This is a genomic window from Pseudooceanicola profundus (genome assembly GCF_054919315.1).
This window is the reverse complement of record NZ_CM142898.1, coordinates 913523-938433: the sequence shown is the minus strand read 5'-3', so window position 1 is coordinate 938433 and position 24911 is coordinate 913523. Positions and strand designations below refer to the sequence as shown.

Sequence of the window (24911 nt, the reverse complement as noted above, 5' to 3'; positions counted from 1 at the left end):
GTCCCTCTGGCCGCGGCCCGGGGGACGCGGGCCAAGGGCGGACCGCCTGTTTGCGGGGCCACGCGGTCGGAAAGGACAAGATGGGCGGACTTCAGGACGAGGTGACCTTCGGCGGGTCGGGGCTGGACCGGGCGGCGGAGCTGCGCGGGCGCGATGATCTGGCGGCGCTGGCCGGGGCAGGGGGTGCCTGCCTGCTGTTCTGGCGCGGCATGGTGCTCATGGCGGGTCCGCGCGTGGCGCGGCTGCCGCTGGACCACCCGGTGCTGCAGGACCGCGAGACCCGGCCCACCCTTCTGGGCCGCGAGGAGGGGGCGCTGACCTTCGCCCTCGATATCTCGGAATGGGCACCGGACCTGCCGCCGGACTGGCACCCGGGGATGCCCCCGCCGCCGCACCCCGAGATCGAACCGGGGTCTGCCTTTGGTGACCTGCGCGCCGTCATGGCCGATCTCACCCCGCGCGAGGCGGAACTGGCGGCCACGGCGCGGGCGCTCTTCTCGTGGCATTCCACCCATCGTTTCTGCTCGCAGTGTGGCCAGCCGTCTGTCGTGATCCAGTCGGGATGGCAGCGGTCCTGCCCGGCCTGCGGCGGGCAGCATTTCCCGCGCACGGACCCGGTGGTCATCATGCTGATCACGCGGGGAAATTCGGTGCTTCTTGGACGGTCTCCGGGCTGGGCCGAGGGGATGTATTCCCTGCTGGCGGGCTTCGTGGAGCCAGGCGAGACGATCGAGGCGGCCGTGCGCCGCGAGGTCCGGGAAGAGGCCAGTATCGAGGTGGGCGCGGTGCGCTACCAGCTCTGCCAGCCCTGGGCCTTCCCGAACTCGCTGATGTTCGGATGTACCGGCGAGGCGCTCTCGGAGGAGGTCACGCTGGACCCGGCCGAACTGGAGGATGCGCGCTGGTTCCACCGCGACGAAGTGGCCGAGATCTTCTCGGGCCTGCACCCCAGTGTGCGCCGCCCGCGCAGGGGCGCCATTGCCGAGTTCATCCTGCGCAACTGGCTTGCGGACCGGCTGGATTGACGCCAGATTGCCCCCGGGGCAGAGCTAAGGAACAGGACCGCCATGAAACTGACGGTGAAGGAAGATATCGAGGCGCCGATCGAGTATGTCTTCGACCGCTGCGCCGATTTCGAGACCTTCGAACGGGGCGTGCTGCGCCGGGGTGCCAAGATCGAACGCAAGGGCGGCGCGACCGAGATCGCGCCCGGCCTGACCTGGGCCGTCTCGGCGGAGTTCCGGGGCCGGACGCGCAACTTCGACGTGACCCTCAAGGAATATGACCGGCCGAACCGTCTGGAATTCCTCGCGGAATCGGACAGCTTCGGGGCCGAGACGGTGCTGGAGTTCGTGGCCCTCGCCCCCGGGCGGACGCGGATTTCCTGCAGCTTCGAGGTCAAGCCCAAGACGCTGTCGGCGCGGCTGATGGTGCAATCGGTGAAGATGGCCAAGTCCAACCTGACCAAGCGGCTGTCGCTGCGGCTGGCGGACTTCGGCGAGGAGATCGCGGCCAGCTACCGGGCCACCACGCCCTCCGCCTGAGGCCCCCGGGGCCGTTCCCGGATCGGAACATGACAAAGCCGCGCAGGGTCCTGCGCGGCTTTTGCATTTTCATGGGCCCATGTCACGAGCGCGGGCACCGCGCGAGCGGTCAGGCCCGGCGGGCGTCCGCCGGGTAGACGCCGAGGATCTCCATCTCCTTGGTGAAGAAGCTCAGCTCCTCCAGCGCGCGCTGGACGGGCGGATCCTCGGGGTGGCCCTCGATGTCGGCGTAGAACTGCGTCGCCGTGAAGGAGCCGCCCTTCATGTAGCTTTCCAGCTTGGTCATGTTGATCCCGTTGGTCGCGAAGCCGCCAAGCGCCTTGTAGAGCGCGGCCGGGATGTTGCGGACCTGGAACACGAAGGTGGTGACCATGCCGTGCTCGCCGCGCCGGGTGGTGTCCATCTCGGGCGACATGACGAGGAAGCGGGTGGTGTTGTTCTGGAAATCCTCGATGTGCCGGGCCAGCACGTCGAGGCCGTAGATCTCGCCCGCCAGCTCGGAGGCCAGCGCCCCGAGGGAGGGGTCGCCCACCTCTGCCACGTGACGGGCCGAGCCCGCGGTATCGGCACCGGTTTCGCGGTGGATCTTGTGTTCGCGCAGGAAGTCCTGGCACTGGCCCAGCAGCACCGTGTGGCTCATCGCGGTGCGGATGTCCGACACCTTGGTGCCCGGCATCCCCAGCAGGTTGATATGCACCCGCACGAAGGCCTCCTCGATGATGTGGAGGCCGGATTTCGGCAGCAGCGTGTGGATGTCCGCGACGCGGCCGTAGGTGGAGTTCTCGACCGGCAGCATGGCCAGATCGGCCTCGCCCTTGCGGACGGCCTCGATCGCGTCCTCGAAGGTCCGGCAGGGCATTGCTTCAAAGTCGGGCCGCGCCTGTCGGCAGGCCTGATGAGAGTAAGCGCCGGGTTCCCCCTGGAATGCGATGCGTCTGGTCATGGAACTGTCTTTCGGTTAAACCTTTTCCCGGGAGGAGGCCCGGGCGTTTGGTCGCGGTTCGTACACCTTGCCAGACGCGAGGGGAAGCGGGTAGATACGCGCTGGAGGGCTACCGACATTCATTGAGAAGGCTAGGGCGCGCATGTTCGACACGATGACGATGACCAAGGTACTGGGGGGATTCTGCGGGGCGCTTCTCGTGTTCCTGCTGGGCAAATGGGCCGCGGAGGAAATGTATACCATCAGCGGCGGCCATGGCGCTGAACACGCCCAGGCCTATGTGATCGACACCGGCGCCGACGAGGGCGGGGCTGCCGCCGAAGAAGGGCCGAGCTTCGAGGAGGTCTTCGCCTCCGCAGATGCAGGCGCCGGCGCGCGCGTCTTCAACAAGTGCAAGGCTTGCCACAAGATCGACGGCACCAATGCCACCGGTCCGCACCTCGACGGTGTCGTGGGCCGCGCGATCGATAGCGTGGACGGCTTCGGCTACTCCGGCGCGCTGGAGCAGGTCGGCGAGACCTGGACTCCTGAAAACCTGAGCCATTTCCTCGAAAACCCCAAGGCAGCGGCGCCCGGCACCAAGATGTCCTTCGCCGGTCTGGGCAAGGTCGAGGACCGCGCGAACCTGATCGCCTACCTGCAGGGTCTCTGATCGCTGCAGCCTGAGGGCACGGATTTCAGGGCCGCTCCCACCCGGGGGCGGCCTTTGCGATTCCGCCGCCGCGCTGTCCGGAAAATGCGCATTTTCCGGTCCGTTTTCTTCGAAGAAAACGGGCAGGGCGGCAGGGTTGGGGCCTGCAGGCGGGCGGTGGTGTCCCGTTCACGTGAGTGTCACGCATTCTCGCCTTGAAGTCCTGCGGGGCTCCTTTAGCTTGTGACCCCAGATGTTTCTGTCGTCTCACCGGAGGATCTTGATGCGGACTTTGCCCCTTACCCGGACCCGTCCGGCTGCTGCGACGGCCGCGAGAGCGCTGGACGCGAGGGAGGGCCGCCTGCGGCGTCAGGTCGCAGGGCTCCTGACCCTCGGCGCCCTCGTCACGGGGCTGGCGCTGGCCAATGCCGCCCGCGCGCAGGACGCAGGCGATGACCCGGTCATCAAGAGCCACGGCTATTCCTACTTCGGCGAGCTGAAATACCCGGCCGACTATGCCCATTTCGACTACGTGAACCCGGAGGCGCCCAAGGGCGGCGAGCTGGCGATCTCGGCGGCGGGCACCTTCGACAGCCTCAACCCCTATTCGGTGCGCGGCCGGGCCGGCGCGCTCTCCTCGATGATGTACGAGAGCCTGCTCGACGGTACGGCGCCCGCCGATGAATACGGTGCGCAATACGGGCTGCTGGCCGAGAGCCTCGAATACGACGCGGACAAGACATGGGTCATCTTCCACCTGCGCCCCGAGGCAACCTTCTCGGACGGCACGCCGGTGACCGCCGATGACGTGGTCTTCTCGCACAACCTCTTCCTCGAACAGGGCCTGCCCTCCTATGCCGCCGCGGTGAAGAAACGCGTGCTGACCGCCGAGGCGCTGGACGACCACACGGTGAAGTTCACCTTCGCCCCCGACATCTCGCGCCGGTCGCTGATCGATCAGGTCGGCTCGACGCCGGTCTTCTCCAAGGCGTGGTTCGAGGAAACCGGCGCCCGGCTGGACGAGCCGCGCATGGAAACCTCGCCCGGCTCCGGCCCTTACATGCTGGACAGCTACGACGTGAACCGCCGCATCGTCTACAAGCGCAACCCTGACTATTGGGGCGCGGACCTGCCGGTGAACATCGGGCGGCACAACTTCGACACCATCCGGGTCGAGTATTTCGCGGACGAGGCGGCGGAGTTCGAGGCCTTCAAGGCCGGGGAATACAGCTTCCGGACCGAGGGCAACTCGCGCCAGTGGGCGACGGGTTACGACTTCCCCGCCGTCCAGAAGGGCTGGGTCAAGACCGAGGACCTGCCCGACGGCACCCCGCCGGACAACTCCGGCTTCGTCTTCAACCTTGGCCGCGACATCTTTGCCGACAAGCGCGTGCGCGAAGCGGTGGCGCTGGCCTACAACTTCGAATGGTCGAACGAGAGCCTGCAATACGGTCTCTTCAGCCAGCGGTCCTCCTACACGCAGGACACGCCGCTGATGGCCGAAGGCGTGCCGGAAGGCGAGGAGAAGACCTTCCTCGAAGAGCTGGGCGACCTCGTCCCGGCCGAGATGCTGACGGAGGAGCCGGTGACGGCCCATACCTCCGATCCCGCGCGGCTGAACGATCGGCGCAACCTGCGCCGGGCTGCGGGCCTGCTGGAAGAGGCCGGCTGGACCATGGGCCCGGACAACATCCGCCAGAAGGACGGTAAGCCGCTCCGCATCCAGTTCCCGATCAACTCCTCCGGTTCGGCCACACTGAACTCCGTGGTGGAGACCTACGCCCAGAACCTCGCCCAGATCGGCGTGGACCTGCAGGTGCAGAAGGTCGACCCCTCGCAGTTCACCCTGCGCCGCCGCGAGCGGGACTACGACATGATCTATGCCGCCTACCGGTCCTTCCTCGGCACCGGCACCGGGCTGATGCAGATGTACGGCTCGGCGGAGGCGGCTTTCTCGGTCTTCAACCCGGCCGGGCTGGCCAGCCCGCTGGTGGACGAGATCATCGAGAAATCGCTGCGCACAGAAAGCCTCGAGGCGCAGGACGTCTCTCTCCGGGCGCTGGACCGCGCGCTGCGCTACGAGTTCATCATGGTGCCGACGTGGTACAACCCCAGCTACTGGGTGGCCTACTACGACATGTACGAATACCCCGAGGAGCTGCCGCCCTACGATCTGGGCTACATGGACTTCTGGTGGGTGAATCCCGACAAGGAAGCGGCGCTGAAGTCCGCCGGCGCGCTGAGGTAAGCCGACCCTATGGGAGCCTACATTCTTCGCCGCCTGCTGCTGGTGATCCCCACGCTGCTGGGGATCATGGTGATCAACTTTGCCCTGACGCAATTCGTGCCCGGCGGGCCGATCGAACAGATCATCGCCCAGCAGGAAGGGCAGGGGGATGTGTTCTCGGGCTTCTCCGGGGCCGGGCAGGACGGGATGAACTCCGCCGCCGCCGCGGGGAGCGAGACCTACGCCGGGGCGCGGGGCCTGCCGCCCGAGTTCATCGAGAAGCTGGAGAAGGAATTCGGCTTCGACAAGCCGCCGCTGGAACGCTTCCTCACCATGATGTGGGGCTACATGCGGCTCGACTTCGGCGAGAGTTACTTCCGCTCGATCTCGGTCGTGGACCTCGTGCTGGAGAAGATGCCCGTGTCGATCACGCTGGGGCTCTGGTCCACGCTGATCGCCTACCTGATCTCGATCCCGTTAGGGATCCGCAAGGCGGTGCAGGACGGCTCGAAGTTCGACACATGGACCTCGGCCGCCGTGATCGTGGCCTATGCGATCCCGGGCTTCCTCTTCGGCATCCTGCTGCTGGTGCTCTTCGCCGGGGGCTCCTACTGGCGCATCTTCCCGCTGCGCGGCCTGACCTCGGACAATTTCGCGGACCTCTCGCTGATCGGCAAGATCCTCGACTACCTCTGGCACATAACCCTGCCGGTGATCGCCTCGACCATCTCGGCCTTTGCCACGCTGACGCTGCTGACCAAGAACTCCTTCCTCGACGAGATCAAGAAGCACTACGTCATGACCGCAAGGGCCAAGGGCCTGAGCGAACGCCGCGTGCTCTATGGCCACGTCTTCCGCAACGCGATGCTGATCGTGATCGCGGGCTTCCCCTCGCTCTTCATCGGCGTCTTCTTCGGCGGCTCGGTGATCATTGAGACGCTGTTCTCGCTCGACGGCCTCGGCCGGCTGGGCTTCGAGGCGGCGGTGGCGCGGGATTACCCGGTGATCTTCGGCACGCTCTTCGTCTTCGGCCTCATCGGCCTCGTGGTGGGCATCATCTCTGACCTCATGTATGTCGTCGTCGATCCGCGGATCGACTTCGAGAAGCGGGAGGGCTGACGGATGGCGCTTTCGCCCCTGAACCAGCGCCGCTGGCGCAACTTCCGCCGCAACAAGCGGGCCTATTGGTCGCTGGTGATCTTCACCGTGCTCTTCGTGCTCTCGCTATTTGCCGAGTTCATTGCCAACGACAAACCCATCGTGGTCCGCTACCGCGGCGAGTTGATGGCGCCGATCTTCAACTTCTACCCCGAGACGGCCTTCGGTGGCGATTTCCAGACCGAGGCGGTCTATTCCGACCCGGAGGTGAAATGCCTCATCGTGTCGGGCGGGCTGGATGCCTGTTTCGATGACCCCGAAGGGATCATGGAAGAGGCGCGGACCGGCATGGTCAACGGCGAGGCGATCGAGAAGGGCTGGATGATCTGGCCGCCGATCCCCTATTCCTACTCGCGCCCCGTGGACCGTCCCGGCGCGGCCCCGCTGCCGCCCAACAGCCAGAACTGGCTGGGCACCGACGACACCAAGCGCGACGTGCTGGCCCGGGTGATCTACGGCTTCCGGCTGTCGATCCTCTTCACGCTGATCGTCACCACGCTGTCCTCGATCATCGGGGTGACGGCGGGAGCGTTGCAGGGCTTCTTCGGCGGGCGGCTGGACCTCTTCTTCCAGCGCTTCATCGAGATCTGGTCGGGCGTGCCGCAGCTCTACATCATCATCATCCTCTTCGCGATCCTCGGACGCAGTTTCTGGCTGCTGGTGTTCCTCATGGTGCTCTTCGGCTGGACCTCTCTCGTGGGGGTGGTACGGGCGGAATTCCTGCGGGCCCGCAACCTCGAATACGTCCGCGCCGCGCGGGCGCTGGGCGTGTCGAACGCGGTGATCATGTTCCGCCACATGCTGCCCAACGCCATGGTGGCCACGCTGACCATGCTGCCCTTCATCGTGACCGGGACGATCGGGGCGCTGGCCTCGCTCGACTTCCTCGGCTACGGCCTGCCGTCCTCGGCGCCCTCGCTGGGGGAGCTGACGCTGCAGGCGAAACAGAACCTTCAGGCGCCCTGGCTGGCCTTCACGGCCTTCTTCGTGTTCGCCGCGATGCTCTCGCTCCTCGTCTTCATCTTCGAAGGCGTGCGCGATGCCTTTGACCCGAGAAAGACCTTCCAATGAGCCTGCTCGAGGTGAACAACCTGACCGTCGCCTTCCGGCAGGACGGCAAGCGGATCGAGGCGGTGCACGGCGTCTCCTTTGCCGTTGACCGGGGCGAGACGGTGGCTCTGGTGGGCGAAAGCGGCTCGGGCAAGTCTGTCTCGGCGCTCTCCACCGTGCAGCTTCTGGGCGACAGCGCCGAGGTCAGCGGTTCCGTCACCTTCGGTGGCACCGAGATGGTCGGCGCGGACATGCAGACCCTGCGGTCGGTCCGGGGCAACGAGATCAGCTTCATCTTCCAGGAGCCGATGACCTCGCTCAACCCGCTCCACACGCTGGAGAAACAGCTGGGCGAGACGCTGGCACAGCACCAGGGGGTCGTGGGTGACAAGGCCCGCGCGCGCATCATCGAACTGTTGCACCAGGTCGGCATCCGCGACCCGGAGGAGAGGCTGGGCGCCTATCCTCACCAGCTGTCCGGCGGGCAGCGGCAGCGGGTCATGATCGCCATGGCGCTGGCCAACGATCCCAAGATGCTGGTGGCGGACGAACCGACCACCGCGCTCGACGTGACGATCCAGGCGCAGATCCTCGACCTGCTGGCCAAGCTGAAGGACGAGACCGGCATGGGGATGCTCTTCATCACCCATGACCTGAACATCGTGCGCCGCATCGCCGACCGGGTCTGCGTCATGAAGGACGGCCATATCGTCGAGACCGGTCCCACGGCCGAGATCTTCGACAATCCGCAGCACCCCTATACCCAGATGCTGCTGGCGGCCCATGCCACCGGCGCGCCCCTGCCTGCGGCCGAAACCGCCCCCGTGGTGGTGGAGACCGAGCACCTGAAAATCTGGTTCCCGATCCAGCGCGGCTTCCTCAAGCGGACGGTGGGCCACGTGAAGGCGGTCAACGACACCTCGATCCGCGTCCACAAGGGCGAGACGCTGGGCATCGTGGGCGAGTCGGGCTCCGGCAAGACGACGCTGGCGCTGGCGATCATGCGGCTCATCGCCTCCGAGGGCGGCATCACCTTCGAGGGTCGCGACATCCGCAACGTCTCGACCCGGGCGCTGCGCGGCCTGCGCAAGGACATGCAGATCGTGTTCCAGGACCCCTTCGGCTCGCTCTCGCCCCGGATGACCTGCGAGCAGATCATCGCGGAGGGGCTGGGCGTTCACAAGGTCGGCGCGGGCCGCTCCAAGCGGGAGCTGGTGGCCGAAGTGATGACCGAGGTCGGCCTCGACCCGGAGGCGATGACACGCTACCCGCACGAATTCTCCGGCGGGCAGCGGCAGCGGATCGCCATCGCCCGCGCGATGATCCTGCAACCGAAACTAGTGGTGCTGGACGAGCCGACCTCGGCCCTCGACATGACGGTGCAGGTGCAGATCGTCGACCTGCTGCGCCGGCTGCAGGAGAAGCACGGGCTGACCTATCTCTTCATCAGCCACGACCTGAACGTGGTGCGCGCCATGTCGCACCGGGTGCTGGTGATGAAGCAGGGCGACGTGATCGAGGAGGGGACCGCGGCGCAGATCTTCGAGACCCCGCAGGACCCCTATACCCGCGCCCTGCTGGCCGCGGCGACGATGAACTGAACCGGCGACCGGAACGGCAACGACCGGCCCGTGGGCCGGTCGTGCATGTCGCGGGGGCGTCTCCCCAGCCTGAGATGGCGGGCCTCGGATGGCCGACCTCAGATCGCCGAGGAGTGTTTCGCCTTCGTCATGTCATAGGCGTCGAAGCTGCGCGCGATGATCCGCGTCAGCGGGCGCGCGTCCTCGGGGATCAGCAGTCCTGCGTCCGAGACCTCCAGCAGCCCCTCGAAGCCCGCCGCGGCGTGGTCGTAGAGCTGGCGCGCGGTCTCGACCGGGATGCCGAACCGGTCGCGCAGGTCCTGCGTGGACACGGAGAAATCGCACATCAGCGCCTCGATGATCCGGCCGCGCAGCAAGTCGTCCGGCGTGAATGCATGGCCCTTGGCGGTCGAGAAGCGGCCCTCGCGGATCGCGGCGTTATGGGCCGAAGTGGCGGGCGCGTTCTGCGCGTAGCCCTGCGGGAAGCGGGAGATCGACGAGGCGCCGATGCCGATCAGCACCTCGGACTGATCGTCCGTGTAGCCTTGGAAGTTGCGGCGCAGCCTGCCCGCCTGCTGGGCGACGGCGAGGCCGTCCTCCGGCGTGGCGAAATGGTCGATCCCGATCTCGGCGTAGCCGTCCCACTTGAAGAGCTGGCGCGCCGTCTCGAAGAAGTCGAGCCGTTCGGTGGGCGTCGGCAGCGCGTCCGAGGGAATCATCGACTGCCGCCGCGCCATCCACGGCACATGGGCATAGCCATAAAGGGCCACCCGGTCGGGGCCGAGGGCCAGCAGCTTCTGCACGCTTTCGGTGATGCGGGCGCGGCTCTGGTGCGGCAGGCCGAAGAGGATGTCGGCGTTCAGGCTGTAGACGCCTGCCTCGCGCAGGGCCGCCACCGCGTCGCGGGTGATCTCGAAGCTCTGGATGCGGCCGATGGTATTCTGGATCTCGGGGTCGAAGTCCTGCACCCCGATCGAGGCGCGGTTCATCCCCGCAAGCTTGAGCGCCTGCACCCGGTCGGCGTCGATCTCGTTCGGGTCGATCTCGACCGAGAACTCGGCCTCCGGGCCAAGCGGCACGGTGTCGAAGATCGCCCCGGCCAGTTCGGACATCATCCCGGCGGACAGCAGGGTCGGCGTGCCGCCGCCCCAGTGCAGCCGCGACAGGGTGACGCCCTCGGGCAGGCGCGCCTTCAGCAACTGAAGCTCGGCCTTGAGAATTTGCAGGTAGGCCGCCACCGGGCTGTCGCTCTGGGTGCCCTGCGTGCGGCAGGCGCAGAACCAGCACAGACGCCGGCAAAACGGCACGTGGACATAGAGAGAGATCGACGATCCGGCGGGGATGGCCCCGATCCAGTTGCCAAAGCTCTCCGGCCCGACCGCATCGGAAAAATGCGGCGCCGTGGGGTAGCTGGTGTACCGCGGCACTTTCGCGTCAAACAGTCCCAGCCGTTCAAGTTGCGTTTTCGGTATCATGCACTTACCTTTGACGAAAGCGGCCGGCAGAAGCCTTGACCCAGATCAATCTCATGAAGTGTTATTATGTTGCAGGAAGCTTTTTCGATCGGCTCGCATGATTGTGGCGACTGCCCCATCCGCCACCGCGCCGTCTGCGCCCGCTGCGAGGCGGACGAGCTCGAGCAGCTCGAGGAAATCAAGTACTACCGCAGTTTCGAGGCCGGCCAGACCGTCATCTGGTCCGGCGACAGGATGGATTTCGTGGGCTCTGTCGTGTCGGGAATCGCCACGCTGACCCAGACCATGGAAGACGGCCGCACCCAGATGGTGGGGCTGTTGCTGCCCTCCGATTTCGTCGGTCGCCCCGGGCGTCAGGGCTCTGCCTATGACGTGGTGGCGACGACCGATCTCGTCATGTGCTGCTTCCGCAAGAAGCCCTTCGAGCAGATGATGGAGACGACGCCACATATTGCGCAGCGCCTGCTCCAGATGACGCTCGATGAGCTCGACGCGGCACGGGAATGGATGCTGGTGCTGGGGCGCAAGACCGCGCGCGAGAAGATCGCCTCGCTGCTGGCGATCATCGCCCGGCGCGATGCGACGCTGCACCTGCGCGGCACCGACGGGCCGCTGGTCTTCGACCTGCCCCTGACCCGCGAGGCGATGGCCGATTACCTCGGCCTGACGCTGGAGACGGTGAGCCGGCAGGTCTCGGCACTGAAGCGGGACGGGGTGATCGAGTTGCAGGGCAAGCGCCACGTGACGATCCCCGATTTCGGCCGCCTGCTGGAAGAGGCGGGCGACGACAGCGACGGCGGCATGCTGGCCTGAGCTGCGTCGTATCCCTGACGTGAAAAGCCGCGGGAGACCGCGGCTTTTGCATGTCCGGACGGGCGGTGCACGACCTCAACCGAGCATCTTTTCCATGTAGACCCGGTTGCGCCCCTTCTCGGTGATCCGCGCGGTTTCGACATAGCCGCGGGCGGCGTAGATCGCGATGTTCGCGGCCATCTTCTCGTGGGTGTAGAGCCGGATGCGGTCCCGCCCCATGGCGCGGGCGATCTGCTCCGCCGCGTCGAGAAGGATGCGCCCGTGGCCCTTGCCCTTGGCCTCCGCCGCGAGCGCCACGTTGTCGAGCATCAGGGCATCCGCCTGCGGGATCAGCACCAGAAGGCCCAGCACCTCCTGCCCGTCGGGGCGGTAGATCAGCGCGTGGCCGTTGGCGATGAAGGCGGCGTAGTCGTCATCCATCGGTCCCGCCCGCTGGCCGAGGAGCGGGGTCCAGGGACCATAGGCCGCCTCGACGATCTCCTGCACGCGGGGCAGGTCGGCGGGCCGGGCGAGGGACACTCCGGCGGGAAGGGACGCGGGCAGGGGGGGCATTGGGGCCTCCGGTCTAGGATTTCTGAAAGCCTAGCGGGGGAGGGGCGCGGCCCAAAGAGCCAGCGCTCAATGAGGGGAGGGGCCACGGGGCCCCGGCCAGACGCGAGCGGGGCGGACCAGATGGCCCGCCCCGTGCGTGTTCAAACCTGATGCCGCGGGCTCAGTGGGACATGAAGACCGGCACGTGGGCCTCTTCCAGCATGTTGCGCGTGGCCCCGCCGAGGATCGCCTCGCGGAAGCGGGAGTGGCCGTAGGCCCCCATGACGATCATGTCGGCACCGATCTCGCTGGCGTGGCGGCGCAGCACGTCGGAGATGCGCGGCACCGTCTTGGAGAGCACGTCGATCTCGGCGTGGATGCCGTGCCGGGAGAGGTACTGGGCCAGCATCCCGCCCGGATCGGAGCGGTTCGGCCCATGCACCGGCGGGTCGATGACCGTGATGTGCACGTTCTCGGCGGTGATCAGGATCGGAAGGGCGGCGCGAATCGCATCCAGCGCTTCGCGGCTCTCGTTCCAGGCGACGACGATTCGCTTCGGCTTGGCAGAGGGCGTGGCGGCATCGGGGACCACGATCACCGGCACCTGTCCGTCGAACATGGCAGCCTCGACCACCGGCTCCAGTTCCATCCCGCGGCCTTCGCCGTAGGGCGTGGGCAGCACGGCGATGTCGGTGAACCGGGCCCGGGCCGCGACGTGACGCCCGAGATCGCCCAGCTGGGCCACGGCGGAATCGGTGGACCAGCGCCCGCCCAGCTTGGTCAGCTCGGCCTTGGCCAGCTCTTCTAGCTCGACGGCCTCGGCCTTGGTGCGCTCCATGGTTTCCTGGATCACCGCGGCAGAGGCGCCGGCGTAGTAGTAGCCCACCTGCGTCCGGTCGACGCCAAGGCAGAGCACATCGAGATGCGCCCCGTAGTCGGCGGCCAGGGCAGAGGCCTTCTCGAGAAGGGGTTTCACAAGCGCCTTATCGGTGAGCGCGGTAAAGATAGATTTGTACACCATTGGAGTCCTTCCTTTCCGAAGGTTGCTCAGACAACCTATGCGCATTTAATCTTCCTGACATTGACCCCGGTCAAGGATGCGAGTTGCGAGTGTTGATGCAGATCAAGGCGGTTCGCCGGTAGTCCCCGCATTAAGCTCTCAGTCTGAAAAGAACCTCACGTGCTCGTGACTCGTCGCGAGGGAGGGTGCGTGCGGCTGGACAAAGGGACGCGTTATGACGAATTACTTCAAGCTCATCGTGCTGGGCCTGATCACGCTTCTGGCGATGATCGCGGCCAACTTCGCACGAGACCTGGCGTACATGGTGAACGCGCTGACGATCATGCTGGTCGCTGGCGGTCTGTTCCTGTGGACGGTGAGGAAGACCGGCGAGCCGGTCAAAAAGGTCGATCTTTCAGGGGAATACATGGACGGGGTGGTGCGCTACGGCGTGGTGGCTACCGCGCTCTGGGGCGTGGTCGGCTTCGCGGCCGGGACCTTCATCGCCTTCCAGCTGGCCTTCCCCGCCCTCAACTTCGAATGGGCGCAGGGGTACATGAACTTCGCGCGTCTGCGGCCTCTGCACACCTCTGCGGTGATCTTCGCCTTTGGCGGCAACGCCCTGATCGCCACCTCGTTCTACGTGGTGCAGCGGACTTCGGCGACGCGGCTCTGGGGCGGCAACCTCGCGTGGTTCGTGTTCTGGGGCTACAATCTTTTCATCGTCCTGGCGGCCACCGGCTACATCCTCGGCGCGACTCAGTCCAAGGAATACGCAGAGCCCGAATGGTACGTGGACTGGTGGCTGACCATCGTCTGGGTCTGCTACCTCGCGGTCTTCCTCGGCACGATCATCAAGCGGAAGGAACCCCACATCTACGTGGCGAACTGGTTCTACCTCTCGTTCATCGTGACCGTCGCCATGCTGCACGTGGTCAACAACCTCGCGATCCCGGTCTCGATCTTCGGTTCCAAGTCGGTGCAGGTCTTCGCCGGTGTGCAGGACGCCATGACCCAGTGGTGGTACGGCCACAACGCCGTGGGCTTCTTCCTGACCGCGGGCTTCCTGGGCATGATGTATTACTTCATCCCCAAGCAGGCCGAGAAACCGGTCTATTCCTACAAGCTGTCGATCATCCACTTCTGGGCGCTGATCTTCATCTACATCTGGGCCGGTCCGCACCACCTGCACTACACCGCGCTGCCTGACTGGGCCTCGACGCTCGGCATGGTGTTCTCGGTCGTGCTCTGGATGCCCAGCTGGGGCGGCATGATCAACGGCCTGATGACCCTCTCGGGCGCATGGGACAAGCTGCGCACCGACCCGGTCATCCGGATGATGGTGATCGCAGTGGGCTTCTACGGCATGTCCACCTTCGAAGGCCCGATGATGTCGATCCGCGCGGTGAACTCGCTGTCGCACTACACCGACTGGACCATCGGTCACGTCCACTCCGGCGCACTTGGCTGGAACGGCATGATCACCTTCGGCGCGCTCTACTTCCTCGTGCCCAAGCTCTGGAACCGCGAACGGCTCTACAGCCTCTCGATGGTCTCCTGGCACTTCTGGCTCGCCACGATCGGCATCGTTCTCTACGCCGCCGCCATGTGGGTCACCGGCATCATGGAAGGCCTGATGTGGCGTGAAGTGGATGCGAACGGCTTCCTCGTGAACTCCTTCGCCGACACCGTCGCCGCCAAGTTCCCGATGTACGTGGTCCGTGGTCTGGGCGGGGTGCTCTACATCTCCGGTGCGATCATCATGTGCATCAACCTCTACCTGACGGTCCGCAAGGCCCCGGCGGTCGAGGCCACCAACCAGCTTGTCCCCGCGGAATAAGGAGCGAGAGAGATGGCAATTCTCGACAAGCACAAAATCCTCGAAAAGAACGCCACGCTGCTGCTGGCCTGTTCCTTCGCGGTGGTCACGATCGGCGGCATCGTTGAAATCGCCCCGCTGTTCTACCTTGAGAACACGATCGAGGAAGTGGAGGGCGTGCGCCCCTACTCCCCGCTCGAACTGACGGGCCGGGACATCTACATCCGGGAGGGCTGCTATGTGTGCCACTCCCAGATGATCCGGCCGATGCGGGATGAGGTGGAGCGTTACGGTCACTACTCGCTGGCGGCGGAATCGATGTACGATCACCCGTTCCAGTGGGGCTCCAAGCGGACGGGGCCCGACCTCGCCCGCGTCGGCGGCCGCTACTCGGACGAGTGGCACGTCGACCACCTGACCGACCCGCAGTCGGTGGTGCCGGAATCGGTGATGCCCAAGTACGGCTTCCTCAGCAACACGCTGATCGAAGGCACGTACGTGGCGGACCTGATGAGCACCCACCGCATGGTCGGTGTCCCCTACACGGACGAGATGATCGAGAACGCTGCGGCGGACTTCAAGGTTCAGATCGATCCCTGGGGCGACATCGACGGGTTGATGGAACGCTATCCCGGCGCGCAGGTCCGCAACTTCGACGGCGAACCCGGCATCACGGAAATGGATGCGCTGATCGCCTACCTGCAAATGCTCGGCACGCTGGTCGATTTCTCGACCTTCACGCCCGACGCGAGCCGGTAAGGAGGAGACGTCATGGACCTCTATTCCCTTCTCCGTCAGTTCGCGGACAGCTGGATGCTGCTGGCGCTCTTCCTGTTCTTCGTGGGCGTGATCCTCTGGGTCATCCGTCCCGGGAGCACGAAGACCTATCGCGACACGGCAAACATCCCGTTCCGTCACGAGAACGCCCCTGCCAAGGCAGAGGCCAACGCCCGCAAGGAGGCGTGAGATGAGCAAAGACCTGAAAGAGAAATACGGTACGACAGGCCATAGCTGGGACGGGATCGAAGAGCTCAACACCCCGATGCCGCGCTGGTGGCTCTGGACCTTCTATGCCTGCATCTTCTGGGCGGTGCTCTACACGATCGCCTTCCCCGCATGGCCCCTGATCACGGGCGCCACGCCCGGCGTTCTGGGGTTTTCGACCCGGGGCGAGGTGGCCGAGGACATCGCCGCTGTCGAACAGGCCAACATGCAGATCAACCAGCAGCTCGCCTCGGTCGAGCTGACCTCGATCGCGGGCGATCCGGAGCTGAACCAATATGCCGTCTCTGCCGGTGCCGCGGTCTTCAAGACCTGGTGCGCGCAGTGCCACGGCTCGGGCGCGGCCGGTGCGGTGGGCTATCCCAACCTGCTGGACGATGACTGGCTCTGGGGCGGCGACATCGAGGCGATCCACACGACGGTGACCCACGGTATCCGCAACGACACCGATCCGGATGCACGCTACTCGCAGATGCCCGCCTTCGGCACCGATGACCTGCTGGAAGATGCCCAGATCGACGCCGTGGTGAACTACGTCATGTCGCTGAGCGGTGAGCCGCAGGATGCCGGTCTGGTCTCCGAAGGGGCCGAGGTCTTTGCCGAGAACTGTGCCTCCTGCCACATGGCAGACGGCACCGGCGACCGCGAGCAGGGCGCGCCGAACCTGACCGACGCGATCTGGCTCTATGGCGGCGACTACGCCACCCTCAAGGAGACGGTCGAGCAGGCCCGTTTCGGTGTCATGCCGAACTGGAACAGCCGCCTGACCGAGGCGCAGATCCGCGCCGTGGCAACCTACGTCCACCAGCTGGGCGGCGGCGAGTGACCTGACAAGAACACCCCGCGCGGGCATCCCGCGCGGGGCGGCACCGGCCCGTTCGTCCTGTTCGCGCGTTTCCTGAACGGCCGGTGCCTGTTAGTCGCGTGCCTGTTAATCGCGTGCGTATTGATCCCCCGACGCGCAGAAGAGATTTGAAGCCTCCGGCGGGGATATTTCCGAACAGTGGATGAGAGGACTGGCCCCCGCGTGGGGTCATGTGCGTTTGCGCAGCCGGACCTCGTGCGGGAGGGGCTGGTCCTTCTGCCAGCCGGAGCGGCGGCGGGCTTCCTCCGCCACCACGTCGAGGGGACGCCAGAGAACGGGGCTCACTTGCCCCGCTCCCGGCGCGGTTTCCGGGGGGCAGGGCGGTCCGTCCGGGCGGCCGTCATGAAAGATTTCGCGTAGATACCGAGCATGGTCTTTCTCCTGAGCTGTCGTTTCCTGCCTTGAACATCGCGGCTGTCGCGTCACAATGCCAATCAGGAATGGTTCTGCTGTGTAAGGTGGTCTTACAGATATGGATTGGCTTTCCCTGCCGCCCCTGACCGCGCTGCGGGCCTTCGCGGCCTTTGCCGAGGCGGGCACGATGTCCGGCGCGGGGGCGGCGCTGAACGTGAGCCACGCCGCGATCAGCCAGCAGATCCGCGCGCTGGAGGAGCACATGGGCCTGCCGCTGCTGGACCGGGACGCGGGGCGCGGGGCCCTGACGCCTGCGGGCAGTACGCTGGCGCTGGCCCTGTCGGAGGGGTTCGACACGATCGAGCGCACCGTGGCTGCGCTGACCGGGGCGGATGCGGAACGCCCGCTCCAGATCACCACCACGCCGGCCTTTGCCTCGGGCTGGCTGATGCCGCGGCTTGCGGACTTCCGGGCGCAGCATCCCGGGGTCTCGCTCATGCTCGACCCCTCGCCGGAACTGAAGCGGATCGAGCCCGGGGGGATCGACCTCGGCGTGCGCTACGGGTCCGGCACATGGCCGGGGCTGGAGGCGGAGCTGCTGGTGGAGAGCTCTATCGCCATCGTCGCCGCGCCGGCGCTGGTGGGGGAGGGCGCCTATGACGCCCCGGCGCAGCTGACCGCCTTCCACTGGCTGCAGGAACTGGGCACAAGCGAGGCCTCGGATTTCCTGGCGGAGCATGGTGCGGCGCTTGATCGCAGCAAGGGCGTCACCTCGGCCCCCGGCAACCTGATGATCGAGGCCGCCCGTAACGGGCAGGGCATCGCCGTGGTTGGGCGGGCCTTCGTCGAAGCGGACATCGAGGCCGGGCGTTTGCGGCTTCTTTTTGAGGATCGGCGCAAGAAGGGCTATTATCTGGTGACCCGGCCCGGGGTCGCCCGCCCCCCGGTGCGGGATTTCACCCGCTGGCTGAAGACACAGGCACGGGCGCAGGCACGGCGGGCAGACAAACCGGCGGGACACGGTGGCGGCCCGCCGAACTAAGGTACGGGTGAAATTAAGGTACCGGGAAAATGTCGCATTTGACCCAAGTCAATGCCGTGATCCCCTGTCCGGGCCAGAAGACCATCAGCCAGTGTGCAGCCGGAGTGTGTTTCCTTGTCCTCGACCGAGCCCCAAGCCCCCGAGAGTCTCTATACCGCCCGTGAGCCGATCTTCCCCCGGCGCGTGAAGGGCACCTTCCGGAACCTGAAGTGGGTGATCATGGCGATCACCCTCGGCATCTACTACCTCACGCCGTGGATCCGCTGGGACCGGGGCCCGCAGCTGCCCGACCAGGCGGTGCTGGTGGACCTCGCCAACCGGCGGTTCTTCTTCTTTTTCATCGAGATCTGGCCGCATGAGTTCTACTTCATCGCGGGCCTTCTGGTGATGGCGGGGCTGGGGCTCTTTCTTTTCACCTCGGCGCTTGGCCGGGTCTGGTGCGGCTATACCTGCCCGCAGACCGTCTGGACCGATCTCTTCATCCTCGTGGAGCGCTGGATCGAGGGCGACCGCAACGCCCGCCTGCGCCTGCACCGGCAGAAGAAATGGGACGCGCGCAAGCTGCGGCTGCGGGTGACGAAATGGGTGACGTGGTTTCTGATCGCCATGGCGACGGGCGGGGCCTGGGTGTTCTACTTCACCGATGCGCCCGCGCTTCTGGTGGATCTTGTCACCTTCAACGCGCATCCGGTGGCCTACACCACCATCCTCGTGCTGACCGCGACAACGTTCATCTTCGGCGGCTTCATGCGCGAGCAGATCTGCATCTATGCCTGCCCGTGGCCGCGGATTCAGGCCGCCATGATGGACGAGGACACGATCACCGTGGCCTACCGCGAATGGCGCGGCGAGCCGCGCGGCAAGCACCGCAAGGCCGAAGGGGCCGAACTGCTGGGCGATTGCATCGACTGCAACGCCTGCGTGAACGTCTGCCCCATGGGGATCGACATCCGCGACGGGCAGCAGCTGGCCTGCATCACCTGTGCGCTGTGCATCGACGCCTGCGACGACGTGATGGAGAAGGTCGGCAAGCCGCGCGGGCTGATCGACTACATGGCCCTGACCGACGAACAGGCCGAGCGTCAGGGCGCCGAGCCGCGCCCGATCATCAAGCACATCCTGCGTCCGCGCACGATCCTCTATACCGTGCTGTGGGCGGCCATCGGCGTGGCGCTGGTGGTGGCGCTCTTCCTGCGCTCGGATATCGACATGACCGTGGCCCCGATCCGCAACCCGACCTTCGTGACCCTCTCCGATGGCACGATCCGCAACACCTACGACGTGCGCCTGCGCAACAAGCATGGCGAGGACCGGCCCTTCCTTGTGTCGCTGGAGGGCGCGCCGGGCATGACCCTGACGCTGGAAGGGGCCGAGGACGAGGTGGTTACCGTGCCTGCCGACAGCATCCGCCTGCAGCGGGTCTATATCATGGCCGCGCCCGACAGCGCCGCCGCCGGGGCCGAGCGGACCGATGTGACGATCCTTGTGGAGGACGTCTCGAGCGGCGAACATGCCGAGAAGGACACCGTGTTCAACGGAAGGACGAACTGAGATGAGCGACGCGAACCAGATCGACAGCGGTTTCCGCCTCAAGGGCTGGCACGTGCTGGCGGGCTTTGTCGGGGCCTTCGGGATCATCATCACCGTGAACGTGGTGATGGCGACCCAGGCGATCCGGACCTTCCCGGGGCTGGAGGTGAAGAACTCCTACGTGGCGAGCCAGCAGTTCGATGACCGGCGCGCGGCGCAGGAGGCGCTCGGCTGGGAGATCTACGGCGACTGGGAGGATGGCATGGTGCACCTGTCGATCACCGATGCCGCCGGTCAGCCGGTGCGGGTGAAGGACCTGCACGCCGTGGTCGGTCGCGCCACCCACGTGAAGGACGACGTGGAACCGGTCTTTGCCTTCAACGGCAAGACCTACGAGGCCCCGCTGGATCTGGCCGCGGGCAACTGGAACATCCGCATGACTGCACTGGCCGAGGACGGGACGCTCTTCGAACAGCGGGTCATCCTGCACGTGAAACGCTGAGACCATGACCGAGGCCGCCGCCTTCTCTGCCTGTCCTGCCTGCTCTGCCGCGCCCGCGGCGGATGCGCTTGCCAAGGGGCAGGCCCGCGCGCTGAGGGAGACGCATATCACGCTCTCCGTGCCCGCGGTGCATTGCGCGGCCTGCATCACGACGGTGGAACATGCGCTTGCCGCGGCGCCGGGCGTTGCGGCGGCGCGGGTCAACCTGACGCTCAAGCGGGCCAGCGTGGAGACCGACGGCGCGGTCAGCGCCGAGGACCTCGTGCAGGTGCTGGCGCGGGCGGGCTTTGAGGCCCATGAACTGGACGCCGGCACGCTGGCCGCGACCCAGACCGACAGGGCGGGGCGCGACCTGCTGATGCGGCTGGCGGTGGCGGGCTTCGCCTCGATGAACGTGATGCTGCTCTCCGTCTCGGTCTGGTCCGGGGCAGAGGATGCGACCCGCGACATGTTCCACTGGATCAGCGCGGCGATCACCCTGCCGACCATCGCCTTCTCGGGCCAGCCCTTCTTCCGCAATGCGTGGTCCGCCCTGAAGGCCGGGCGGCTGAACATGGATGTGCCGATCTCGCTGGCCATCGCGCTCGCCCTCGTGACATCGCTGTGGGAGACGATGCTGTCGGGGGAACACGCCTATTTCGACGCGGCGCTGACGCTGACCTTCTTCCTGCTGGCGGGGCGCTACCTCGACCACCGCACCCGCGCCGTGGCGCGCTCCGCGGCCGAGGAACTGGCCGCGCTGGAGGTGCCACGCGCACAGCGCGTGCAGGCCGACGGCACCAGCGAGACGGTCGAGGTCGCGGCCCTGCGCCCCGGTGACCTGATCCTCGTGCGGCCCGGCGGACGGATGCCCGTGGACGGCGAGATCACCGAGGGCCGCTCGGAGCTGGACCGCTCGCTGCTGACCGGCGAGACGGTGCCGGTCTTCGCGGCCCCGGGGCAGGGCGTCAGCGCGGGTGAGGTGAACCTCACCGGGCCGCTGACCGTACGGGCCACCGCCGTGGGCCGCGATACCTCGCTGCACCGCATGGCCGAACTGGTGGCCATCGCCGAATCCGGCCGCTCGCGCTACACCTCTCTGGCGGACCGCGCGGCCAAGCTCTATGCGCCCGGCGTGCACATCCTCTCGGCCCTCGCCTTCGTGGGCTGGTGGCTCTACTCCGGCGACCTGCGCACCGCGCTCAACATCGCGGCCGCCGTGCTGATCATCACCTGCCCCTGTGCGCTCGGCCTTGCGGTGCCTGCCGTCACCACGGCGGCCAGCGGGCGGCTCTTCAAGCGGGGGATGCTGATCAAGCACGAAACCGCGCTGGAGCGTCTGGCCGAGGTCGATACCGTGGTCTTCGACAAGACCGGCACGCTGACGGCAGGCACGCCTGCGCCGCTCGACCTCGACCGCTACGACCGGCCCACGCTGGAGCTGGTGCTGGCGCTGGCGGAAGGCTCCTCGCATCCGCTGTCGCTGGCGCTGTCCAAGGCGATCCGCGCCATGGGGCTGGCGCCTGCTCGGATCACCGATCTGACCGAGCGTCCGGGCTACGGCACCGAGGCCCGCATGGGCGACCGTATCGTGCGGCTTGGCCGTGCCAGCTGGCTTGGCGCCGCCGAAAGCGACACGACCGCGACCTACCTCGACGCGGGGCAGGGGGCCCCGGTGGCCTTCCGCTTCACCGATGCCCTGCGCCCCGGCGCGGCGGAGGCGGTGGCGGCGCTGCAGGCGGCGGGCAAGGAGGTCATCCTGATCTCGGGCGACAGCACGGCGGCGGTCGAGGCGCTGGCCACCCGGCTGGGCATCGGCAAGTGGATGGCGGGCGCGCTGCCCGGCGACAAGGCCGCCCGCGTGAGTGCTTTGCAAGAGAAGGGCGCCCATGTGCTGATGGTGGGCGACGGGCTGAACGACACGGCGGCGCTGACGACGGCCCATGTCTCGATCTCGCCCGCCTCGGCGCTGGACGCGGCGCGCGTCGCCTCCGACATCGTCCTGCTGGGCGGCGATCTCTCGCCCATTCCTGAGGCGCTGGTGACCGCGCAGAAGGCCACGGCCCGCATCCGCGAGAACTTCCGCATCGCCACGCTTTACAACGTCATCGCCGTGCCGCTGGCGGTCGTCGGGCTGGCCACGCCGCTGGTGGCGGCCATCGCCATGTCGACCTCCTCGATCACCGTGTCCCTGAACGCCCTGCGGCTGAGGTAGCCCCATGAACATCCTTGTCTGGCTGATCCCGATCTCCCTGCTTCTGGGCGGCGTGGGCCTGCTCGGCTTCCTCTACACGCTGCGTTCGAACCAGTACGAGGACCCCGAGGGCGACGCCCGGCGCATCCTCTCGGACGAGTGGGACGACCACCCGAAACCGTGATCGCCCCGGCCTGTCACGGGCGATGTTGCGCGAGAGACCCGCAGCCCCCGGGGTGCGGCACTTGACGTTGACCGCGGGGGACGAAACAACGATAGGGCTTCCCATGCCGACCAAGAGGAGAGGCTCATGAAGTTCCGTTTTCCCATCGTTATCATCGACGAGGATTTCCGGTCCGAGAATACCTCGGGCCTTGGTATCCGCGCGCTTGCCGAAGCCATAGAGAAAGAAGGCTTCGAGGTGCTCGGCGTTACGGGTTACAGTGATCTCAGCCAGTTCGCACAGCAGCAAAGCCGGGCGAGCGCCTTCGTTCTCTCCATCGACGACGAGGAATTCAGCCCCGGCCCCGACCTCGATCCGGCGGTGCTCTCGCTGCGCCAGTTCATCGAGGAAGTGCGCTGGAAGAACGCCGACGTGCCGATCTACGTCTATGGTGAGACCAAGACCTCGCGGCACCTGCCCAACGACATCCTGCGCGAGCTGCACGGCTTCATCCACATGTTCGAGGATACGCCGGAATTCGTCGCCAAGCACATCATCCGCGAGGCCAAGAGCTACCTCGAAGGTATCCAGCCGCCGTTCTTCAAGGCGCTGCTGGACTACGCCGAGGACGGCTCCTACTCGTGGCACTGCCCGGGGCATTCGGGCGGCGTGGCCTTCCTGAAATCGCCGATCGGCCAGATGTACCACCAGTTCTACGGTGAGAACATGCTGCGCGCCGACGTCTGCAACGCGGTCGAGGAACTGGGCCAGCTTCTGGACCACAACGGTGCCATCGGGGCGTCCGAGCGCAATGCCGCGCGGATCTTCAACGCCGATCACTGTTTCTTCGTGACCAACGGCACCTCGACCTCGAACAAGATGGTCTGGCATCATACCGTGGCGCCGGGCGACGTGGTGGTGGTGGACCGCAACTGTCACAAGTCGATCCTGCACTCGATCATCATGACCGGTGCGATCCCCGTCTTCCTGCGGCCGACGCGGAACCACTGGGGCATCATCGGGCCGATCCCGCGGTCCGAGTTCGAGCCCGAGGCGATCAAGGCCAAGATCCGCGAGAACCCCCTGCTGGAGGGCTATGACGCCGATACGGTGCAGCCCCGCATCATGACCCTGACCCAGTCGACCTACGACGGCGTTCTCTACAACACCGAAGAGATCAAGAACATGCTCGACGGCTGGGTCGAGAACCTGCATTTCGACGAGGCCTGGCTGCCGCACGCGGCCTTCCACCCGTTCTACGGCACCTATCACGCCATGGGGCTGAAGCGTGGGCGCACACGCAAGTCGGTGACCTATGCGACCCAGTCGGTGCACAAGCTGCTGGCGGGCATTTCGCAGGCGAGCCACGTGCTGGTGCAGGACGCGGAGGAGACCAAGCTCGACCGGGCGCTCTTCAACGAGAGCTACCTGATGCACACCTCCACCAGCCCGCAGTATTCGATCATCGCCTCCTGCGACGTGGCGGCGGCGATGATGGAGCCCCCGGGCGGCACCGCGCTGGTCGAGGAAAGCATCGTCGAGGCGCTCGACTTCCGCCGCGCCATGCGCAAGGTCGACGAGGAATACGGCAACGACTGGTGGTTCAAGGTCTGGGGGCCCGAGGACTTCGACCACAATCAGGACGGCATGGGCCGCACCCGCGACTGGGAACTGAAGAAGACCGACAGCGAGGGCGTCGAAAGCTCGGGCGAGGACGCGTGGCACGGCTTCGGCGACATGGCCCGCGGCTTCAACATGCTGGACCCGATCAAGGCCACGATCATCACCCCCGGCCTGAACATCGACGGCCGCTTCGAGGAGAACGGCATCCCCGCCTCGATCGTGTCGAAGTACCTGACCGAACACGGCGTGGTGGTCGAGAAGACGGGGCTCTACTCCTTCTTCATCATGTTCACCATCGGCATCACCAAGGGCCGCTGGAACACGCTGCTGGCGGCGTTGCAGCAGTTCAAGGACGACTACGACAAGAACCAGCCGCTGTGGCGGGTGATGCCGGAGTTCTGCGCCAAGCAGCCGCGCTACGAGAAGATGGGGCTTCAGGACCTGTGCCAGCACGTCCACACGCTCTACGCGCAATACGACGTGGCGCGGCTCTCGACCGAGATCTACCTGAGCGAACACCACCCGGCGATGACGCCTTCGGATGCCTTCGCCTGCATTGCCCGGCGCAAGACCGAACGGGTGCCGGTGGACGAGCTGGAAGGCCGGATCACCACCAGCCTCGTCACCCCCTATCCGCCGGGCATTCCCCTGCTGATCCCGGGCGAGGTCTTCAACGCGCAGATCGTGGACTACCTGCGCTTCAACCGCGAGTTCGCGCTGAAGTGCCCGGGCTTCGAGACCGACATCCACGGCCTCGTGGTGGAGGAGGACGCGGACGGCCGTCCGGTCTACTTCGCCGACTGCGTGGCGGAGTGAGCCGCTGACATGATCAAGGCCCCCGGTGACGGGGGCCTTTTTCATTGGCGGGCAGGGCCAGCGGGTCACC

At 66.4% G+C, this 24911-nt stretch carries 22 protein-coding genes; 18 read left to right on the top strand and 4 right to left on the bottom strand.

The window, feature by feature from the left end:
* Window positions 1-80 precede the first annotated feature (80 nt).
* Window positions 81-1025, top strand: a complete 945-nt coding sequence (gene nudC, locus ACX9MO_RS04320; RefSeq protein ID WP_462213643.1) for an NAD(+) diphosphatase — start codon at window positions 81-83, stop codon at window positions 1023-1025.
* 42 nt (window positions 1026-1067) lie between these two features.
* The gene (locus ACX9MO_RS04315; RefSeq protein ID WP_222491866.1) at window positions 1068-1544 is read left to right on the top strand and encodes an SRPBCC family protein; all 477 of its coding nucleotides are present in this window, start codon (window positions 1068-1070) and stop codon (window positions 1542-1544) included.
* Window positions 1545-1653: 109 nt separating this feature from the next.
* Here the strand turns inward: ACX9MO_RS04315 and ACX9MO_RS04310 are convergent, their stop codons facing one another.
* Window positions 1654-2487 carry a prephenate dehydratase gene (locus ACX9MO_RS04310; RefSeq protein WP_222491868.1) on the bottom strand — a complete coding sequence of 278 codons (834 nt, stop codon included), beginning with the start codon at window positions 2485-2487 and terminating at the stop codon, window positions 1654-1656.
* Window positions 2488-2629: 142 nt separating this feature from the next.
* Here ACX9MO_RS04310 and ACX9MO_RS04305 point away from each other — a divergent pair, with 142 nt between their 5' ends.
* The 5 genes from ACX9MO_RS04305 (at window position 2630) to ACX9MO_RS04285 (ending at window position 9154) form a co-directional block, all read left to right on the top strand.
* Window positions 2630-3139: a c-type cytochrome gene (locus ACX9MO_RS04305; RefSeq protein WP_222491870.1), complete on the top strand. Its 510-nt coding sequence runs from the start codon at window positions 2630-2632 to the stop codon at window positions 3137-3139.
* A gap of 262 nt (window positions 3140-3401) precedes the next feature.
* A complete protein-coding gene (locus tag ACX9MO_RS04300) occupies window positions 3402-5366 on the top strand; it encodes an extracellular solute-binding protein (RefSeq protein WP_462213642.1) in 1965 nt (654 codons plus the stop codon).
* Between the two features lie 9 nt (window positions 5367-5375).
* Window positions 5376-6464 carry a microcin C ABC transporter permease YejB gene (locus ACX9MO_RS04295; protein WP_222491874.1) on the top strand — a complete coding sequence of 363 codons (1089 nt, stop codon included), beginning with the start codon at window positions 5376-5378 and terminating at the stop codon, window positions 6462-6464.
* A 3-nt stretch (window positions 6465-6467) separates the two neighbouring features.
* Window positions 6468-7574 (top strand): ABC transporter permease, encoded by a 1107-nt coding sequence (locus tag ACX9MO_RS04290; protein ID WP_222491876.1) that lies wholly within the window; start codon window positions 6468-6470, stop codon window positions 7572-7574.
* The gene (locus tag ACX9MO_RS04285) at window positions 7571-9154 is read left to right on the top strand and encodes an ABC transporter ATP-binding protein (protein WP_222491878.1); all 1584 of its coding nucleotides are present in this window, start codon (window positions 7571-7573) and stop codon (window positions 9152-9154) included. The genes ACX9MO_RS04290 and ACX9MO_RS04285 overlap by 4 nt, the downstream gene beginning before the upstream one ends.
* 98 nt (window positions 9155-9252) lie before the next feature.
* Here ACX9MO_RS04285 and hemN read toward each other — a convergent pair whose 3' ends face one another.
* Window positions 9253-10608: an oxygen-independent coproporphyrinogen III oxidase gene (gene hemN / locus ACX9MO_RS04280; RefSeq protein ID WP_462213641.1), complete on the bottom strand. Its 1356-nt coding sequence runs from the start codon at window positions 10606-10608 to the stop codon at window positions 9253-9255.
* 66 nt (window positions 10609-10674) lie between these two features.
* Here hemN and fnrL point away from each other — a divergent pair, with 66 nt between their 5' ends.
* Window positions 10675-11421: a transcriptional regulator FnrL gene (gene fnrL, locus ACX9MO_RS04275; RefSeq protein WP_222491882.1), complete on the top strand. Its 747-nt coding sequence runs from the start codon at window positions 10675-10677 to the stop codon at window positions 11419-11421.
* Window positions 11422-11496: 75 nt separating this feature from the next.
* Here the strand turns inward: fnrL and ACX9MO_RS04270 are convergent, their stop codons facing one another.
* Both ACX9MO_RS04270 and ACX9MO_RS04265 read right to left on the bottom strand, forming a co-directional pair.
* Complete coding sequence (locus ACX9MO_RS04270; protein WP_462213640.1) at window positions 11497-11973, bottom strand: GNAT family N-acetyltransferase; 477 nt, start codon at window positions 11971-11973, stop codon at window positions 11497-11499.
* Between the two features lie 160 nt (window positions 11974-12133).
* Window positions 12134-12973, bottom strand: coding sequence for a universal stress protein (locus ACX9MO_RS04265; RefSeq protein ID WP_222491886.1), 840 nt, complete (start codon window positions 12971-12973; stop codon window positions 12134-12136).
* A 214-nt stretch (window positions 12974-13187) separates the two neighbouring features.
* Between ACX9MO_RS04265 and ccoN the strand changes: the two genes are divergently transcribed.
* From ccoN to ACX9MO_RS04215, 10 genes are all read left to right on the top strand, one after another.
* Window positions 13188-14792 carry a cytochrome-c oxidase, cbb3-type subunit I gene (gene ccoN / locus ACX9MO_RS04260; RefSeq protein ID WP_222491888.1) on the top strand — a complete coding sequence of 535 codons (1605 nt, stop codon included), beginning with the start codon at window positions 13188-13190 and terminating at the stop codon, window positions 14790-14792.
* 12 nt (window positions 14793-14804) lie between these two features.
* The gene (gene ccoO / locus ACX9MO_RS04255) at window positions 14805-15530 is read left to right on the top strand and encodes a cytochrome-c oxidase, cbb3-type subunit II (protein ID WP_222491890.1); all 726 of its coding nucleotides are present in this window, start codon (window positions 14805-14807) and stop codon (window positions 15528-15530) included.
* A 12-nt stretch (window positions 15531-15542) separates the two neighbouring features.
* A complete protein-coding gene (locus tag ACX9MO_RS04250; RefSeq protein ID WP_462213639.1) occupies window positions 15543-15737 on the top strand; it encodes a cbb3-type cytochrome c oxidase subunit 3 in 195 nt (64 codons plus the stop codon).
* A gap of 1 nt (window position 15738) precedes the next feature.
* Entirely contained in the window at window positions 15739-16599 is an 861-nt protein-coding gene (gene ccoP, locus ACX9MO_RS04245; protein WP_462213638.1) for a cytochrome-c oxidase, cbb3-type subunit III, read from the top strand.
* Window positions 16600-17110: 511 nt separating this feature from the next.
* Window positions 17111-18034, top strand: coding sequence for a LysR family transcriptional regulator (locus ACX9MO_RS04240; protein WP_462213637.1), 924 nt, complete (start codon window positions 17111-17113; stop codon window positions 18032-18034).
* Between the two features lie 114 nt (window positions 18035-18148).
* Complete coding sequence (ccoG, locus tag ACX9MO_RS04235) at window positions 18149-19585, top strand: cytochrome c oxidase accessory protein CcoG (RefSeq protein ID WP_462213636.1); 1437 nt, start codon at window positions 18149-18151, stop codon at window positions 19583-19585.
* Window position 19586: 1 nt separating this feature from the next.
* On the top strand, window positions 19587-20066 hold the full coding sequence (locus tag ACX9MO_RS04230) for a FixH family protein (protein ID WP_222491901.1): 480 nt from the start codon (window positions 19587-19589) through the stop codon (window positions 20064-20066).
* 4 nt (window positions 20067-20070) lie between these two features.
* Entirely contained in the window at window positions 20071-22260 is a 2190-nt protein-coding gene (locus ACX9MO_RS04225; RefSeq protein WP_462213635.1) for a heavy metal translocating P-type ATPase, read from the top strand.
* A 4-nt stretch (window positions 22261-22264) separates the two neighbouring features.
* Entirely contained in the window at window positions 22265-22423 is a 159-nt protein-coding gene (gene ccoS / locus ACX9MO_RS04220; RefSeq protein WP_222491905.1) for a cbb3-type cytochrome oxidase assembly protein CcoS, read from the top strand.
* Between the two features lie 126 nt (window positions 22424-22549).
* Window positions 22550-24841 carry an arginine/lysine/ornithine decarboxylase gene (locus ACX9MO_RS04215; RefSeq protein ID WP_222491907.1) on the top strand — a complete coding sequence of 764 codons (2292 nt, stop codon included), beginning with the start codon at window positions 22550-22552 and terminating at the stop codon, window positions 24839-24841.
* Window positions 24842-24911: the final 70 nt, after the last annotated feature.

What these genes read in the sequence shown, in the direction of transcription:
- nudC (WP_462213643.1), top strand. Translation starts at nt 81, where the DNA reads ATGGGCGGACTTCAGGACGAGGTGACCTTCGGCGGGTCGGGGCTGGAC.
- ACX9MO_RS04315 (WP_222491866.1), top strand. Translation starts at nt 1,068, where the DNA reads ATGAAACTGACGGTGAAGGAAGATATCGAGGCGCCGATCGAGTATGTC.
- ACX9MO_RS04310 (WP_222491868.1), bottom strand. Translation starts at nt 2,487, where the DNA reads ATGACCAGACGCATCGCATTCCAGGGGGAACCCGGCGCTTACTCTCAT.
- ACX9MO_RS04305 (WP_222491870.1), top strand. Translation starts at nt 2,630, where the DNA reads ATGTTCGACACGATGACGATGACCAAGGTACTGGGGGGATTCTGCGGG.
- ACX9MO_RS04300 (WP_462213642.1), top strand. Translation starts at nt 3,402, where the DNA reads ATGCGGACTTTGCCCCTTACCCGGACCCGTCCGGCTGCTGCGACGGCC.
- ACX9MO_RS04295 (WP_222491874.1), top strand. Translation starts at nt 5,376, where the DNA reads ATGGGAGCCTACATTCTTCGCCGCCTGCTGCTGGTGATCCCCACGCTG.
- ACX9MO_RS04290 (WP_222491876.1), top strand. Translation starts at nt 6,468, where the DNA reads ATGGCGCTTTCGCCCCTGAACCAGCGCCGCTGGCGCAACTTCCGCCGC.
- ACX9MO_RS04285 (WP_222491878.1), top strand. Translation starts at nt 7,571, where the DNA reads ATGAGCCTGCTCGAGGTGAACAACCTGACCGTCGCCTTCCGGCAGGAC.
- hemN (WP_462213641.1), bottom strand. Translation starts at nt 10,608, where the DNA reads ATGATACCGAAAACGCAACTTGAACGGCTGGGACTGTTTGACGCGAAA.
- fnrL (WP_222491882.1), top strand. Translation starts at nt 10,675, where the DNA reads ATGTTGCAGGAAGCTTTTTCGATCGGCTCGCATGATTGTGGCGACTGC.
- ACX9MO_RS04270 (WP_462213640.1), bottom strand. Translation starts at nt 11,973, where the DNA reads ATGCCCCCCCTGCCCGCGTCCCTTCCCGCCGGAGTGTCCCTCGCCCGG.
- ACX9MO_RS04265 (WP_222491886.1), bottom strand. Translation starts at nt 12,973, where the DNA reads ATGGTGTACAAATCTATCTTTACCGCGCTCACCGATAAGGCGCTTGTG.
- ccoN (WP_222491888.1), top strand. Translation starts at nt 13,188, where the DNA reads ATGACGAATTACTTCAAGCTCATCGTGCTGGGCCTGATCACGCTTCTG.
- ccoO (WP_222491890.1), top strand. Translation starts at nt 14,805, where the DNA reads ATGGCAATTCTCGACAAGCACAAAATCCTCGAAAAGAACGCCACGCTG.
- ACX9MO_RS04250 (WP_462213639.1), top strand. Translation starts at nt 15,543, where the DNA reads ATGGACCTCTATTCCCTTCTCCGTCAGTTCGCGGACAGCTGGATGCTG.
- ccoP (WP_462213638.1), top strand. Translation starts at nt 15,739, where the DNA reads ATGAGCAAAGACCTGAAAGAGAAATACGGTACGACAGGCCATAGCTGG.
- ACX9MO_RS04240 (WP_462213637.1), top strand. Translation starts at nt 17,111, where the DNA reads ATGGATTGGCTTTCCCTGCCGCCCCTGACCGCGCTGCGGGCCTTCGCG.
- ACX9MO_RS04230 (WP_222491901.1), top strand. Translation starts at nt 19,587, where the DNA reads ATGAGCGACGCGAACCAGATCGACAGCGGTTTCCGCCTCAAGGGCTGG.
- ACX9MO_RS04225 (WP_462213635.1), top strand. Translation starts at nt 20,071, where the DNA reads ATGACCGAGGCCGCCGCCTTCTCTGCCTGTCCTGCCTGCTCTGCCGCG.
- ccoS (WP_222491905.1), top strand. Translation starts at nt 22,265, where the DNA reads ATGAACATCCTTGTCTGGCTGATCCCGATCTCCCTGCTTCTGGGCGGC.
- ACX9MO_RS04215 (WP_222491907.1), top strand. Translation starts at nt 22,550, where the DNA reads ATGAAGTTCCGTTTTCCCATCGTTATCATCGACGAGGATTTCCGGTCC.